Genomic DNA, 14,989 nt, shown 5'->3' with positions numbered 1-14,989 from the left:
GCGGCTTTTTTACGTGCAACGGTTTATTTCGCGGTCGCCGCCTTCGCGCCGGACTCTTTCGCCACCTTGGCAAAGTCACCGGCCGTCACCACCGACACCACTTCCGGCTTCAGATAGTCGCGCAGGCTCTGGTTCACTTGCGCCAGGCTCAGGGCCGTCACTTTCGCTTCCAGATTCTTGTCGTACGCCATGGTGCGGCCGTCCGACAGATAGTTCGACAGCTCACGCGCCAGCGGACCGTCCTCGGTGCGGCTCACTTCCTGCGATTGCAGCCAGCCTTTTTTCGCTTCCACCAGTTCGGCTTCGGTAAAGCCTTCGGCCAGCACCTTGGCGATTTCCTCGCGCAGCGCCGCTTCCACCTTGACGGCATTTTGCGGCGCGCTGATGGCGTAGGCCATCCAGTAGCCGGCCGCTTCATGCACCGGCACGCTCAGTTGCGAACCGACGCCATACGACAGGCCTTCCTTCTGGCGGATGCGGTCGGCCAGGCGGCTGCGCAGCGCGCCGCCACCGAACATGTGATTGGCGATCACCAGAGCCGGATAGCTGGCGGCATCATCCTTGAGCGGCACCGGCGCGACGGCGAACAGCACGCTGTTGGCCTTGTCCGGCGTTTCCAGGCTGACTTTTTCGCCACTGACGGGTTTGACGGCATCCGGAATGCGCACATACGGCTGCGCCGCTTTCCAGTTGCCGTACAGCTTGGTCACCTGCGCTTGCAAGGCCGGCGCGTCGAAATCGCCGACGGCGGCGATGGTGGCGCTGGAAGCACCATAATAGCCGGCATGGAAGGCCTTCACATCGGCCACCTTGACGCTTTTCAAGGCGGCCAGTTCGACCGGCAGCGGATCGACATGGCGTACGTGGCCGGCTGGCGTGGCGTCGATCAGGCGGCGGAAAGCATTCACGGCCAGCGGTTGCGGCTCGGGCATGTCCTGTTCGGCACGGCCGACGCGCTCACGCTGCAATTCCAGGAATTCCGTTTCCGACAAGGCCGGCTTTTGCAGCACTTGCGCCAGCAGGTCCATCGCCGCTGGCAGGTTCTCGCGCTTGCCCATCAGGAATGCCGTCACGCCTTCGGCGTTGCCACTGACATTGAACTGCATGCCCAACTGGTCAAACTTGTCTTTCACTTCCTGGCGCGACAGTTTATCGGTACCGCGCGACAACAGATTGGCCGTGTAGCCGCCGACGGCCGACTTGCCGGCCAGGGTATCAACGCTGCCCAGGTTCAATTTCAGCACCACGCTGACGGTGCCACCCTTGGTTTTCTTCGGCAGCAAGGCGCCCTTCATGCCGTTAGGCAAAGTAAAGCGCTGCGTGCGTGCTTCGATATTGTCGGGACTCGGATCGAACACCTCGCCCTGCGCCACCACCGCGCGGCCGGTATAGCCGGCAAACTGCGGCGCCAGGTCGGCATACGCCGGCACGGTGGTGCGGTCCGGCGCGTCGGTCGGGATAAAGCGGCCGACAGTACGGTTCGAGCTCTTCAGGTATTTTTCAGCGGCCGCCTGCACTTGCGCGGTAGTGACCTTGTCGAGCTGGTCGCGCTGCAGGAAGAACAGGCGCCAGTCGCCGGAAGCGAGCGATTCGGTCAGCGCGATGGTCAGGCTGGCCGTGTCCGAGGAGGCCAGTTCGATCTGCTTGGCCAGGTTCTGCTTGGCGCGCGCCACTTCTGCGTCCGTCAGCGGCTGCGATTTGAGGCCTTCGAGCACGTTCAGCATGGCGGCCTGCGCCGCGTCCAGGTCGCCATCCTTGGGCACCTGCGCGCCAAACAGGTTGTAGCCCGGCTCCAGGGTGCTGAAGGAATTGTTGATGATCTTGCTGGCCAGCTTGGTTTCCACCAGGGCCTTGTGCAGGCGGCCGGCAGGCGCGCTGGTCAATACCTCGCCCAGCACATCGATGGCGACCGACTCCGGATTGCCGGCCGGCGCCACGTGGTAGCCCGCGCCCACCAGTTGCATGCCGCCGCTGCGGCGCACCGTCACCGAGCGCTCGCCGTCCTGCACCGGTTCGGCCGTGTAGGTCGGCTCGATCACGCGCGTCGGTTTTGGAATCTTGCCAAACAGGTCATTGATCTGTTTCAGGACCTTGGTTTCATCGAAGCGGCCAGCAACCATCAGCACGGCGTTATCGGGCTGGTAATACTTGTGATAAAAGGCGCGCAAACGGGGAATATCGACCTGCTCGATATCGGAGCGCGCGCCGATGGTCGACTTGCCGTAGTTGTGCCAGTCAAAGGCCACCGCCTGGATGCGCTGGCTGGTCACGCGCAGCGGATTGCTCTCGCCCATCTCGAACTCGTTGCGCACCACCGTCATTTCACCCTTGCTGGTCTTCGGATTCCACAAGTCGTTCTGGTCGATGGCGGCATTGACCATGCGGTCCGCTTCCATGGCCAGCATCTGGCGCAGGTTGTCGTCATTGGCCGGGAAGGTGGCGTAGTAATTGGTGCGGTCAAACCAGGTGGTGCCGTTGAACTGGGCGCCGGTCGAATTGAGGATCTCGACCGGGGTTTTGCTGCCCTTCTTGATGCCGAAATTGGCGCTGGGCTTGAACAGCAGGTGTTCCAGCAAATGCGCCATGCCGGTCTCGCCGTAGTTTTCATTGCGCGAGCCGACCAAGTAGACAATATTGGTGGTCAGGGTAGGTTTGCTGGCGTCAGGAAACAGCAACACGCGCAAGCCATTGGCCAGCTTGTATTCGGTAATGCCTTCGATCGAGGTGACCTTCACGGCCGCCGCCGGCGCGCCGGCTTTCTGGGTTTTCACGGCAGGCACGGGCGTGGCGGCCAGCACGAAGGATGGCGACAAAATGCCGGCGGCAAGCAAGAGAGCGGTTATTGGTTTCAAAGCGTGGTCCTGGTGAGAATGCGTTATAAAAAAAGCACTTGACAACAAATCACAAACGCAACAATGCTCACGGCACGGCGCCGGGTCTTCGCCGGGTGTTGAAATTGTTACTACAACGCAATTTACGGCAAACTTATCAATTCCGCAAGCAGCTGGTCACGGGCCTGCAATAATGGCGTGCTATACTCGATCGCTCCAGAACTATCTGCCTGTATATGAGACGAGCTCTCGTCCTGCTTTGCCTCTTTGTCTTCATTGCTTTACCTCAGGCTTTCGCCAGCATGGCGTACGCCAGCCCTTCCCCATTCCAGCACGCCGGCATGCACGCGGCCAGCGTCGATTGTCCTGACGCGCATGCGCATGACGACACCACCCGGGATACCGCGCCCGATGCCGTCAGCGACAGTTGCGACGCCGAAGAGTGCGACAACGATCCGATTACCCTGTATCCGGCTTATCGCCAGGCAGTCCCTTTTTGCGCCATCATCTGGCAGGCGGGACCCGGCGCACTTGCCGAAGCGGACGTGTGGCAGGCCACGCGCCCGCCACGCGTTCGCAGCTGAAGCATCGATCACACACGCGCCTGGGGCAACCCTGCTGCCGGGCAAGCTTGAAACTTTTTGACTTTACAAGGTAATGCACAATGGAATGGTTATTTGACCCGACAATCTGGGTCGGCCTGCTGACGCTGGTCGTACTGGAAATCGTACTGGGTATCGACAACCTGATTTTTATCGCCATCCTGGCCGAGAAGCTGCCGCCGCACCAGCGCGACAAGGCGCGCGTGCTGGGCCTGACCCTGGCGCTCGTCATGCGCCTGGGCCTGCTGTCGCTGATCTCCTGGCTGGTGACCCTGACCGCGCCGCTGTTTTCGGTCTGGCAATTTACCTTTTCCGGGCGCGACCTGATCCTGCTGGTTGGCGGCCTGTTCCTGCTGTTCAAGGCCACCACCGAGCTGCACGAGCGCCTCGAAGGCGTGACCCACGAAGCCACCGGCTCCAAGGTCTACGCGGGCTTCGGCCTGGTGGTGGCGCAGATCGTCGTGCTCGATGCCGTGTTCTCGCTCGACGCCGTGATCACGGCCGTCGGCATGGTCGAGCACTTGGGCGTGATGATGGCTGCCGTCATCATTTCCATCGGCGTCATGATGCTGGCCTCGAAGGCGCTGACGCGTTTTGTGAACGCGCACCCGACCGTGGTGGTGCTGTGCCTGAGCTTCCTGCTGATGATCGGCCTGTCGCTGATCGCCGAAGGCCTGGGCTTCCATATTCCGAAAGGCTATCTGTATGCGGCCATCGGCTTCTCGGTGGTGATCGAGTTCTTCAATCAGCTGGCGCGCCGCAACTTCCTGAAACTGCAGTCGAGCACGCCGCTGCGCGACCGCACCGCGCAAGCCGTGCTGAGCCTGTTGGGTGGCCGCAAGGGCCGCGAAGCGGTGCAGGAAGACGAAGTCAAGGAAACGCCCGACATCTCGGCCTTTGGCGTGGAAGAGCGCAATATGGTCAGCGGCGTGCTGACGCTGGCCGAGCGCTCGATCCGCTCGGTCATGACGCCGCGCGGCGATGTGTCGTGGGTCAACCTGAACGACAGCAGCGAGAAGATGCTCAAATTGCTGCGCGATACGCCGCACAGCATGATTCCTGTCTGCAACGACGACCTCGACAATGTGGTGGGCCTGGCGCGCAGCAAGGATTTGATCGAAGACCTGGTCTCGCACGGCAAGATCGACCCGGCCAGCATGCGCGAAGCGATCGTGGTGCCGGAAGCGGCCGGCGTGCTGAAGGCGATGGAAACGCTGAAACGCTCGCGCGGCCAGCTGGTGCTGGTGGTCGATGAATTCGGCACCGTGCAAGGCGTGCTGACGCCGATCGACATCCTTGAGGCGATCGCCGGCGAATTTCCCGACGAGGACGAACAGCCCGACGTGGAACTGCTGGGCCCCGGCCACTGGCGCATCGATGGCGCGACCGACCTGCATTACCTGGAGCAGGTATTCGAGACCGAAACCCTGGTCAGCGAAGACGGCGAATACAATTCGCTGGCCGGCTTCCTGCTGGCCCATTTCGAGAACATGCCGGCCGTCGGCGAGGTGCTGGAACTGAACGACCTGCGCTACGAGATACTTGAAGCGGACGAGCGCCGCATCGCCTGCGTCGACGTGCGCCGCATCGAGCCCGATCACAGTCTGTAATCACAGTTTGTAACAAGAAGGCAAGCGTGCGCCGCTTGCCTTCGCGTATGCTGGGGCCTGCCTTTTCAGGAGACCCCGCCATGCCTTCTTTTCCATTCCGCCTGACGCTTGCCGCCTGTGCCCTGCTGGCTTTCCAGGCACAGGCCAGGGACACCACGCCGCCGATCAAACCCGGCCTGTGGCAAATCGACAGCAAGATGGCCTCGCCCGATATCGCCACCGACAGCGCCATGTCGATGGTGCTGCAGCAATTGGGCAATCTGCCGCCCGACCAGCGCAAGCAGCTCGAAGCGATGGCCGCCAGCCGCGGCATGGCCATGCCCACCGTGAGCGCCGACGGCGCCGTGCGCGTGACGGCCTGCGTGACGCCCGAGATGGCGGCGCGCCAGCAGATCCCGACCGGCCAGCCGGGCGACTGCAAGTCCAACAATGTGGCCGTTCCCGGTGGCATGAACATTTCATTTACCTGCGCCAACCCGAAGTCCAGCGGCACCGGCAAAGTGTCATTCCAGGGCGACCAGGCGTTCACGATGCAGCTGAATGCCACCACCAGTGCGCGCGGCACGCCGGAACAGGTCAACGTGGCCAGCAACGGCAAGTGGCTGGGCGCGACCTGCCCGGCTGCGCCAATTCAGAAGCCGTGACGAAAACCCAGGTTGAAGGCGGCGTCGCCGCGGCCGCCATCGCTGGCGTTGCCCACCGTATAGCCGGCGCCATTCTTGTTGTGGATTTTGGCGTAGGACGCATAGAAGTCGCTGCGCCTTGACAGCGCATAGGTGACGCCAAGCGCAATCTGGCTGGCGTCGCGGTTGGCCAGGTCGCGGTCATTTTTGCGCACATACGAGGCCAGCAGGTTGAAGCCGCGCACCGGCACCGATACGCCCAGCAATGTGTCGCGGCTGTCCGACGACGACATCGACAGCGCCAGCGAGCTGTAGGCATTGCTCGGGTCCCACGGCGAACTGCCATAACCCCTGTTGACGCCGACGGCGGCAAATGCGGTGGCCAGGCCCAGGTCGAGGTTGGCCGCCACCAGGGTGTTGCGGGCCGACATGTCGATCGCCGGCACGGTGCCCTCGGCCTGGATGAAATTGTTCTTGCGCTGGTGCGACACGCTGACATTGATGGCGCCGGCCGAATAACCGAGCGTGGCGCCATAGGCGCGGTTCTGCGCACGGCTGTAGGGCGATTCGCCGAAGCTGTAGATGGCGGCGGCGCTCACGCCGCGCAAGGCGGGCGAGACATATTTGACGGTGTTGTCGTAGCGCTTCGCGCCATAGCCGGCCAGATTGCCGGCGCTGCCGGCCATGCCGCCCTTGAACGGATCGGCCACATCGGTGAGGGTCGCATATTGCAGATTGTACTGGCGGCCCAGGGTCAGCGCACCGAGGCGACTGTCGAGGCCGACATACGCCTGGCGGCCGAACAAACGGCTTTCTTCCGATTGCCCCGTATCGTTGGCAACGCCCGCTTCGAGCGCATACACGGCAGCCATATCATTACCCAGCGCTTCGCGCCCCTGCACGCCCAGGCGCGAACCGGAGGCGACGCCGCCCGACACTTTGGCCGACGCGCAATTGGCCACGCAGCCACGCTCGGCCACGATGCCCGCGTCAAGCACGCCATAGATGGTGGCGCTGCTGGCGGGCGCATTGGTTTCGGCCTGCGCGCACAGCGCCAGCGGCCCGATTGCGGTCGCGCACGATCCCATCACAACAAGCGCCAGGTACGAGGTCTTCATGATAACTATCTCGGTATTGTCAGGTAAAAGTTGCCGGTACCGATCAGGACACGCGCCGGGTGCCTGACCCACTATTACCTTATCCGCGTTTTCAGGCAAGTACTCTGTGCGATGTACAACAGAAAGCAAATGCTCGGCATCGCTGGACGACAACAACGGCCTTAATTGCTTTCTATTAACGCTGATTGCAAAACAACAAACGTCAGTTTCTATCCAGCCTGCAACCTTCTGTGTTCGCTGCCGCACGTTGCATGATCTTGCGCAGAAGGTACACTACTGGTTTTACCGACAGCGGCCCGCCCGTTTTTCTGCATGCTAGCTATCCTCGAACGCATTGATCCCTACACCAGCAATATTGATTTGCTGGTCGAATTATTTAATTCATTGCGTCCCAAGCGCCCCCATGACAGCGCCACCGCGATCGCCAATGTGCGCACCTTGCGCCAGCTGCTCAAGGGCAATCCGGCCCAGGCCCGCGCCCTGCACGAATACGTGCTGCGCGTGCTGGCCGCGCGCCGCCACGCCAGCCTCTACACCGATATCGGCGTGCTGTCGAACAACGGCTTTTTTACCGAACTGAAACGCCGCATCGCCTACCGCATGCTGCCGCCCGCCTTGGGCGACGAGTACCTGAGCGACGCGCTCGACCAGGTGCTGTACCTGGAAACGGATCATCTGTGGATCAGCAACGTGCCGGCCACCGACTGGCTCGAACTGTTTGACGTGCTGACGGCCGACGAGATCGAACTGGCCGTCGGCGACGGCAACATCATGCTGCCCGGCATGCTCGACGCCATCCGCACCCTGTCCTACCGCGTCTGCGCCATGGGCCTCGAACCCGAACTGACGCGTTTTCACAATGAAATCGAAGTGTTCCAGTCGCCCTTCATGGTGCAGAACACCGAAGTGAACGCCTACCTCGACGCCTACACCCTGCTGCTGCAAGGCAGCCTGGAGCATATCGAGGATGCGCGTCATCTGCTGGTGATGCTGGACCAGTGCGACGCCGTGATCGCCAAGATCCGCAAGAAAGCGCTGTACCAGGGCACCAGCATTCCACTGACTTATATGCTGGTGGCGCTGGCGCAAAGCATCGACCGCCTGCGCAAGCTGCTGTTCCTGGTCGACACCAGCGGCGAGCTGCCAGGCTCGATCAATGTCGACATCGCCGCCATCACGGTCGACGCCACGCCGGACCTGATCGACGCGCGCCCCGTCAGCCGCCGCCGCGCGGGCGCCGTGGCGCTGGCGCTGGAACTGATACGCGCGCACAACCACAAGTACAAGGTCAGCGACCTGTTTACCGACAATATCAACTTGCTCGCACGCAATGTGACGGAAAACGCCAGCCGCACCGGCGAGCATTACATCGCTGAAAACCGCCGTGAAATGGCCGCCATGTTCCTGTCGTCGGCCGGCGCCGGCGTGATCATCGGTTTCATGGCGCTGTTCAAGATATTGATGTCGTATTTGCGCTCGGCGCCGCTGGTCGAAGCTTTCATGTTCAGCATGAATTATTCGATCGGTTTCATGTTCATCCATTTGCTGCACTTTACGGTGGCCACCAAGCAGCCGGCCATGACCGCCTCGCGCATCGCCGCCGGCCTGCATAGCAAGGACGGCCGCAATATCGATCTCGACAGCATGGCCGAGCTGATCAATAAAGTGTTCCGCACCCAGAACATGGCCGTGCTGGGCAATATTGCCACGGCGATTCCCACTGCCTGGCTGATCGCGCTGGGCTACCACGCCATCACCGGCCACCATCTGGTGTCGCCCGAGAAAGCCATGCACTTGCTGCACGACATCGACCCGATCGGCAGCCCGGCCATTTTCTACGCCATGATCGCTGGCGTCTGCCTGTTCGTGGCCGGCTTGATTTCAGGCTACTATGACAATCAGGCGCTGTATACGCGCTGGGCCCAGCGCATCGCGCAATTGCGCGGCCTGGGAAGGGTCATCGGCCAGGAAAGGTTGGCCCGGCTGGGCCTGTACCTGGAAAATAACCTTGGCGGACTGATGGGTAACTTCTATTTCGGTATCCTGCTGGGCACCATCGGCACCCTGGGGTTTTTGATCGGCCTGCCGATCGACATCCGCCACATTACCTTCTCGGCGGCAAACTTTGCGACAGCTTTGGTCGGACTCGACCACAATATGAGCTGGCAATTGGCCGTCAAGTCGCTGGCCGGCATCTTCGCCATCGGCACGGCCAACCTGCTGGTCAGCTTTGGCCTGGCACTGTGGGTGGCGCTGCGTTCGCGCCAGGTACGCTTCAAGCATGGCTTGCAGCTGTTGAAGATACTGGGCAAGCGTTTCCTGAAGTCGCCGATACTGTTTTTCTTTGGTTCCAAAAACCCGCCGCCATTGGCGCTGGCCGATGAAGTACTTGCACCCTTACCGATAAAAGGCCAAAAATGACCGCGAAGCGCCTGCAGCCCTGTCTTACCGCATTTTTGCTGTGCTGGACCCTGGCTGCGTGCGCCTCGCTGCCCGACGTCAAGAATCTCAATAACGAACTGGCGCCGGCGTCCACTCCCAAGGTGATCACCGGCAAGGGTGCCGTGCTGAACGTCAACAGCCGCGCCGCCCTGCTCAACAAGCGCTGGGCCAAGTCCGGCATGGACCTGAAGACCCAGGCCGCGCTGGAAGAAGCGGCCACCGGCGTGCCGCTGATCAAGGGCAACAAGGTGACCTTGCTGTTCGACGGCCCGCAGACCATGAAGGAAATGCTGAAAGCCATCACGGAAGCGAAGTCCACCATCAACCTGGAAACCTATATCTTCGACCAGGACCCGATGGGCCTCAAATTTGCCGATGCGCTGATCGAAAAGCAGCAAGCTGGCGTGACGGTCAACATCATCTACGACAGCGTGGGCACCCTGGGCGTACCGCAGGCTTTCTTTGACCGCATGCGCGCGGCCGGCATCCGCCTGGTGGCGTTCAACCCCGTCAACCCGGCCAAGCTCAAGGGCGAAGACTGGAAGATCAATAACCGCGACCACCGCAAGGTACTGATCGTCGACGGCAAGATGGCGTTTACGGGCGGCATCAATATCAGCAATACCTATTCGAAAAGCTCGCTGTTCCGCTCCAAGGCCAAGCCATCCGACAAGGACGACGTGGGCTGGCGCGATACCCACGTGAAAGTGGAAGGCCCTGCCGCAGCCGCCTTCCAGTGGCTGTTCATCCGCACCTGGGCCCAGCAGGACCAGGCCGACCTGCCCGACGCGCCGTACTTCCCGGTGCTGGCCGAAGTGGGCGACAAGCTGGTGCGCGTGGTAGCGAGCGAACCGGGCGGCGGCTTCGAGATCTACAAGGCGTATATCCTGGCGATCCAGGAAGCGAAAAAAACCATCCACATCACTTCGGCCTATTTCGTGCCGGACAAGCAGACGGTGGACGAACTGACCGCCGCCGCGAAACGCGGCGTGGACGTGAAAGTGGTGTTGCCGGGTGTCTCCGACAGCGGCCTGGTGTTCCATGCCGGACACGCGCTCTACGACGAACTGCTGGCCGGCGGCGTGCGTATCTACCATTTGAAGCTGGCCGTGCTGCACGCCAAGACGGCCGTCATCGACGGCGCCTGGTCGACCGTCGGCTCGACCAATATCGACATGCGCAGCTTCATGCATAACAGCGAACTGAACGTGGTAGTGCTGGGAGACAGCTTCGGGCGCGAAATGGAAAACGCCTTCCAGGAAGACTTGCGCGATTCGGAAGAGATCACCAAGGCCAAGTGGGAGTCGCGGCCCTGGGCCGACCGCATGAAGGAGTGGGCGGCGCAGTTCATGCATTACTGGCTGTAAAACTGCGGAACCGCCGCCAACGACATCAACACATCAAAGCGGCCGCATGCTGGCCCACACCCCGCCCGTGCGCTCGAACGCTTCGGTGCTGACTTTCTCGAAGTTGGCGCTGTCTTCATTCCAGCTGTAGCGCTCGACGCGGATAGCGCTGTCTTCGATCAGTATCACATTGAACGAATTGGACTCGCCGCGCCCGCGCGTGGAGGTGGCCGTGCCGGCCTGCACCATCAGCGCAGCATAGCCATCGATCTTGTAGCGCGCGGCCGTGTTGCCCGACACGCTGGCGTGCAGGTGGCCGGCCAGCAGCAGGTCGACGCCGCATTCGGAAAACATCTGCAGCGCTTGGGGCGCGCGGTCGACCAGATCGTCCTTGTCGAAGTTGTCGGGCAGGTCGAACGGGTGGTGCGTGACGATGACCCGCGTCAGGCCCTCCGGCAGCGCCGCCATGCGCGCGCGCAGGGCGGCGATCTGCTCATGGCTGACCCTGCCATCCTTGAAGGTCAGGGAGCGCGCCGTATTGATGCCCAGCACGGCGATTTCATCGTCGACATATTCAGGCGACAGATCGTCCGTCACATAGCGCTGGTATTTCACCAGCGGCGTCAGGAAGCGGCTGAAGACGTTATACAGCGGCACGTCATGGTTGCCTGGCACCACGATCTGCGGGCCCGGCAAACTGTCCAGGTAGCCGCGCGCGGCCTGAAATTCGGCGCTGCGCGCGCGCTGGCTCAGGTCGCCAGAGACCACCACCACATGCGGCTCCAGCTGGTCGATGAGTTTGCGCAGCGGCGCCAGCAGGGCCTGGTCGACCTTGCCGAAATGCAGGTCGGATAAATGCACGATGGTACGCAATTCAGTTCTCCTCGATAGATGCTGGTGCCGGCACGATCACGTCGAGCGCGGCCGGCCGGATGCGGTATTGCAACGGCGTATTCATCACCGTCACTTCGCCATCGGTGGCCACGCGCAGGCGGCGGTGGCGGGTGGCGATTTCCACCTCGGTGGTGGTCAGCACGTCGAAATCCTTGGCCTGGCTCAGCTTGCCAAACAGCGCGTGCAGGGCCAGCTTGAGCAAGCCCAGGCGGCCCGGCCGCTGCGCCACATACAGGCTCAGCTTGCCGCCGTCGAGACGCTCGCGCTCGCCGATATTCAAGCCTTCCATCCGATATTCGTTATTGCCGATAAACACAAACGGCGTGCGCCGCGCATGCACCTTGTCGTTCAGGCTCAGCTGCACGCCGAGGAAGGGATAGCGGCGCAGCGCCGCCAGCAGGGCCCAGCTGAAGGCCAGCCACTTGCCGCGTCCCAGCCGGCGCTGCTGCTTTTCGCGGTCGCGCACGATGTCCGGGTACAGGCCGAGGCTGGAGTTGTTCAAGAAGATACGGCCGTTGACTTCGCCCACGTCGACCTGCTGCTTCACGCCCTGCGCCACATTGGCGATGGCCGCGTCGAGGTCGAGCGGAATGTTCAGGTCCTTGGCGAAATGATTCAAAGTGCCCAGTGGCAGCACGCCGAACGGCGTGCCGCTGCCGACCACCACCGAGGCCACCGCATTGATGGTGCCGTCGCCGCCGCCAGCCACCACGATCGGCGCGCCGTCCTTGATGGCCTGCTGCGCCGTGGCGATCATTTCCTCGCCGCTGGCAGCCAGGGTAATGGCGGCGTCGAGGCCGACGCCGGCGAAAGTCGCTTCCAGTTGCTGCGCCCAGTCCGATGCGTAACCGCAACCGGCGCTGGCGTTGATGATGACTGCGACCTTGGTAGCCAGGATATTCCCCTTGTTATTTTGTTTGACGAATATGACGGCGGCGGCGCAGGGTCGACACGCCCGCGATGCAGATCGCCAGCCAGCCATAGCTTTCCGCCATCGCCGCCAGCACATCGCTCAGGTAGTGTGCGCCCAGGTAGATGCGGCTGAAGCCCACCAGCGCCGCCATCGCAAAGGCGGCCAGCGCGATAACGATCCGCCGGCGCCATTGTCGGTGGTCAAGCTGACACACCAGGTAGGCGCCCAGCAAGCCGTACAGCGCCGTGGCGGTGGCGGTATGGCCGCTGGGAAAGCTGTAGGTGCTCAGCGCAGCAAGCAGTGGCTCGTCGAAACTGGGCCGCGCGCGTCCGAAAATATACTTTAACAAAACGTTCAGAAACATGACGCCCGGCATGGTAATGACCAGGGTGAACAGCCAGTAGGTAGCTTTTTTGCGGTGCAGATACCAGCCCAGCACGCAGGCGAGCGTGATGGCGCCAATCACCCCATGCAGGTGCGTGATTGCCAGCAAACACCAGGTGACCCACGGTATCGCATTCTGGTTGAACCAGTGCGCCACCTGCAAGTCGAGCACGGTGATCTGTTCCATGCCCATCACCGCCTCGGCAATCTCGTGGAACACCACGATGGCGATCAGCATCAGCACCACGCCCACCGTCATGTGCAGGCCCAGTTCGCCTTCCGGCGACAGCCTGGCTTCGATAAAACGGCGCAGCCGGGTAGTCATGCTTGTGTCATTGTTGTGCGGCAAACTGGGTTCTCCTTGTGTTTTGCGGCATGATCGAAAAAACCACAGCCAAAAAAATATACTGTTTATCCATACAGTAGCTGTGTTTTCATACAGTAGTTGTGCTATTGTGATGACTCGTTCAACACATCTCCCTCAAAGGAATTGTCATGGCAACATTGAATAGCGGTTTTGGCTCACGCTTCGGCCTGGAATACGCCCCAAGCTCCTTCCTGGTCCGCATGGGCAAGCGCGAAATCCTCGTTTGCCGCGACTTTCGCAAGCGTTTTTACACCGTCAATCCTTTGATCGAGTGCGGCACGGGCATCGAGCCAGGCTATGTTGAAGTGCTGCTGATGCGCCGCTGGCTCCTCATCCTGTCCAAGGCGCACTAAGGAACTGGCGACAGTTCCCACCCGGCCCCGCCCGCCAGCATACGGTACTGGTCAGCCACTGCGCTGACCACCCCCTCATTACTGTGCGCTGGGTGGCGTGGCCGGGCTGGCAGGTGTTTCTTTTGCCATAAGCACACCAGCACACCAGCAAAATATATTACCCCCCAGTCGCCCGCACAGGCACACCGGGCCAAGCGGGCGTGAAAAATGTCGAGGGCAAGGCGCAGCGACGACGACAGTACGCATGGTCGGCTAGGAGCTGCAACGCAGCCATCGGCATTTTCTCAGGCTCGCGTCTCTGCCCGCCATTTTTACGCTTTGCGCTTTTACATGCATGCCACAGCTTAACTTAAGGGCATTGCAGTATCGCCTGATACATAGGCTTCATGCCACAAGGTTACAAACAGCACCATCACTACCGGGCCAATAAACAAGCCCACCAGGCCCAGCGTTTCCACGCCGCCAAGGATACCAAACAGCACGGCCAGAAACGGCAGGCGGGTGGCGTTGCCGATCATGCCGGGGCGGACGAAATGATCGGCCACGAACAGCACCATGGTGCCCCATACGGCCACGCCGATGGCGCCCGGTACGCTGCCCTGCATGGCCAGCAAGGCCGCCGCGCTGATGTAGGCCAGCGGTGCGCCGAATGGAATGATGGCCAGCACGCCGGTCGCAAACGCCCACAGGGCCGGCGACGGCAGGCCGGCCAGTGCATAGGCAATGCCGATCAGCACGCCTTCGGCCAGGCCCACCAGCACCAGGCCGTTGACGGTGGCGCGGATGGCGGTCGGCACTTTGCGTGAATAGCGGCCCCAGCGTTCTGCTTGCAGGTAGTGGCTGCCGATCTGGGTGATCTGGCGCGTCAGCGCTTCGCCATCCTTGTAGAAGAAAAACAGGCACAAGAACGCCAGGCCGAAGTCGACCAGGCGGTGCAGCATGTCGGCGCCAAGGATTTTCACCAGGTCGCGCGCCGAATGAAAACCGTCTGCGGCGCTGCCGGACAGCACATGAGCCAGGCCATGGGGCTGGTTCAGGGTCACCTGCCACCAGTCATTGATGGCGTTGCCCGCCAGCGGAATACTGGCTACCCAGCCAGGCACGGGCAGGCCATCGGCATTGGCGCGCATGATGAAGCCGGCCAGCACCGGCACTTCGCGCGCCGCCTGCGCCACGCCCAGCATGACGGGGACAATGAAAATACAGGCGAAAGCCAGGGTCAGCAGCGCCGCCGCCAGGATATCGCGCTGCCCCAGGGCGGTACGCAGGCGCACGTACAGGGGCCAGGTCGCCACGCATAAAATGCCGGCCCACACCAGCGGCAGGAAGAAACGCTGCATCACAAACGCCGCCAGCGCAATCAGCGCCAGGGAAAAGCCTGCGCCGACCAGGTCGCGCCGGGTATCGCTCATACCACTCCGTTCTGCCCGGAACGCGCAAGCGCCCGAGACTGTAGCCATGCGCCAGTTGCGCAGCCGTAGCGTAACACGGGCCTTGCGCTGGCTG

Annotated in this window: 12 protein-coding genes; 6 read left to right on the top strand and 6 right to left on the bottom strand. The window is 62.0% G+C overall.

Translation table 11 applies throughout. The features are described from left to right. Positions 1 to 23 precede the first annotated feature (23 nt). Positions 24 to 2,852, bottom strand: coding sequence for a M16 family metallopeptidase (locus tag AC0Z42_RS28770; RefSeq protein ID WP_485471486.1), 2,829 nt, complete (start codon positions 2,850 to 2,852; stop codon positions 24 to 26). Between the two features lie 281 nt (positions 2,853 to 3,133). Here AC0Z42_RS28770 and AC0Z42_RS28765 point away from each other — a divergent pair, with 281 nt between their 5' ends. The 3 genes from AC0Z42_RS28765 (at position 3,134) to AC0Z42_RS28755 (ending at position 5,687) form a co-directional block, all read left to right on the top strand. Then, positions 3,134 to 3,415 (top strand): hypothetical protein, encoded by a 282-nt coding sequence (locus AC0Z42_RS28765; RefSeq protein ID WP_485471485.1) that lies wholly within the window; start codon positions 3,134 to 3,136, stop codon positions 3,413 to 3,415. A gap of 80 nt (positions 3,416 to 3,495) precedes the next feature. Beyond that, complete coding sequence (locus AC0Z42_RS28760) at positions 3,496 to 5,043, top strand: TerC family protein (protein WP_485471484.1); 1,548 nt, start codon at positions 3,496 to 3,498, stop codon at positions 5,041 to 5,043. An 80-nt stretch (positions 5,044 to 5,123) separates the two neighbouring features. After that, positions 5,124 to 5,687, top strand: a complete 564-nt coding sequence (locus tag AC0Z42_RS28755; RefSeq protein ID WP_485471483.1) for a DUF3617 domain-containing protein — start codon at positions 5,124 to 5,126, stop codon at positions 5,685 to 5,687. Here AC0Z42_RS28755 and AC0Z42_RS28750 read toward each other — a convergent pair. Then, positions 5,675 to 6,784: a porin gene (locus tag AC0Z42_RS28750; protein WP_485471482.1), complete on the bottom strand. Its 1,110-nt coding sequence runs from the start codon at positions 6,782 to 6,784 to the stop codon at positions 5,675 to 5,677. The two genes, AC0Z42_RS28755 and AC0Z42_RS28750, sit on opposite strands and share 13 nt — an antisense overlap. Positions 6,785 to 7,096: 312 nt before the next feature. Between AC0Z42_RS28750 and AC0Z42_RS28745 the strand changes: the two genes are divergently transcribed. Further along, positions 7,097 to 9,205 carry a site-specific recombinase gene (locus AC0Z42_RS28745; RefSeq protein ID WP_485471481.1) on the top strand — a complete coding sequence of 703 codons (2,109 nt, stop codon included), beginning with the start codon at positions 7,097 to 7,099 and terminating at the stop codon, positions 9,203 to 9,205. Beyond that, positions 9,202 to 10,593: a cardiolipin synthase gene (gene cls, locus AC0Z42_RS28740; RefSeq protein ID WP_485471480.1), complete on the top strand. Its 1,392-nt coding sequence runs from the start codon at positions 9,202 to 9,204 to the stop codon at positions 10,591 to 10,593. The genes AC0Z42_RS28745 and cls overlap by 4 nt, the downstream gene beginning before the upstream one ends. A gap of 33 nt (positions 10,594 to 10,626) precedes the next feature. On the opposite strand, the gene AC0Z42_RS28735 is transcribed toward cls, so the two are convergent. Genes AC0Z42_RS28735 through AC0Z42_RS28725 form a run of 3 tightly spaced genes read right to left on the bottom strand, consistent with a single transcriptional unit; the run spans position 10,627 to position 13,088 of the window. Then, positions 10,627 to 11,445: a metallophosphoesterase family protein gene (locus AC0Z42_RS28735; RefSeq protein ID WP_485471479.1), complete on the bottom strand. Its 819-nt coding sequence runs from the start codon at positions 11,443 to 11,445 to the stop codon at positions 10,627 to 10,629. 1 nt (position 11,446) lies between these two features. Continuing rightward, positions 11,447 to 12,448, bottom strand: coding sequence for a diacylglycerol/lipid kinase family protein (locus AC0Z42_RS28730; RefSeq protein ID WP_485471478.1), 1,002 nt, complete (start codon positions 12,446 to 12,448; stop codon positions 11,447 to 11,449). Beyond that, on the bottom strand, positions 12,375 to 13,088 hold the full coding sequence (locus tag AC0Z42_RS28725) for a phosphatase PAP2 family protein (protein WP_485471477.1): 714 nt from the start codon (positions 13,086 to 13,088) through the stop codon (positions 12,375 to 12,377). Before AC0Z42_RS28725 ends, AC0Z42_RS28730 begins: the two co-directional genes overlap by 74 nt. Positions 13,089 to 13,258: 170 nt before the next feature. Here AC0Z42_RS28725 and AC0Z42_RS28720 point away from each other — a divergent pair, with 170 nt between their 5' ends. Next, positions 13,259 to 13,483, top strand: a complete 225-nt coding sequence (locus tag AC0Z42_RS28720; protein ID WP_065307247.1) for a hypothetical protein — start codon at positions 13,259 to 13,261, stop codon at positions 13,481 to 13,483. A gap of 344 nt (positions 13,484 to 13,827) precedes the next feature. On the opposite strand, the gene AC0Z42_RS28715 is transcribed toward AC0Z42_RS28720, so the two are convergent. Further along, a complete protein-coding gene (locus AC0Z42_RS28715; protein ID WP_485471476.1) occupies positions 13,828 to 14,895 on the bottom strand; it encodes an AI-2E family transporter in 1,068 nt (355 codons plus the stop codon). Between the last annotated feature and the right edge of the window lie 94 nt (positions 14,896 to 14,989).

The organism is Janthinobacterium sp. 1L-D-8-B-C4, assembly GCF_057291295.1.
Note: the sequence above shows the minus strand (reverse complement) of the source record. Positions and strands in the feature narration are given on the sequence as shown.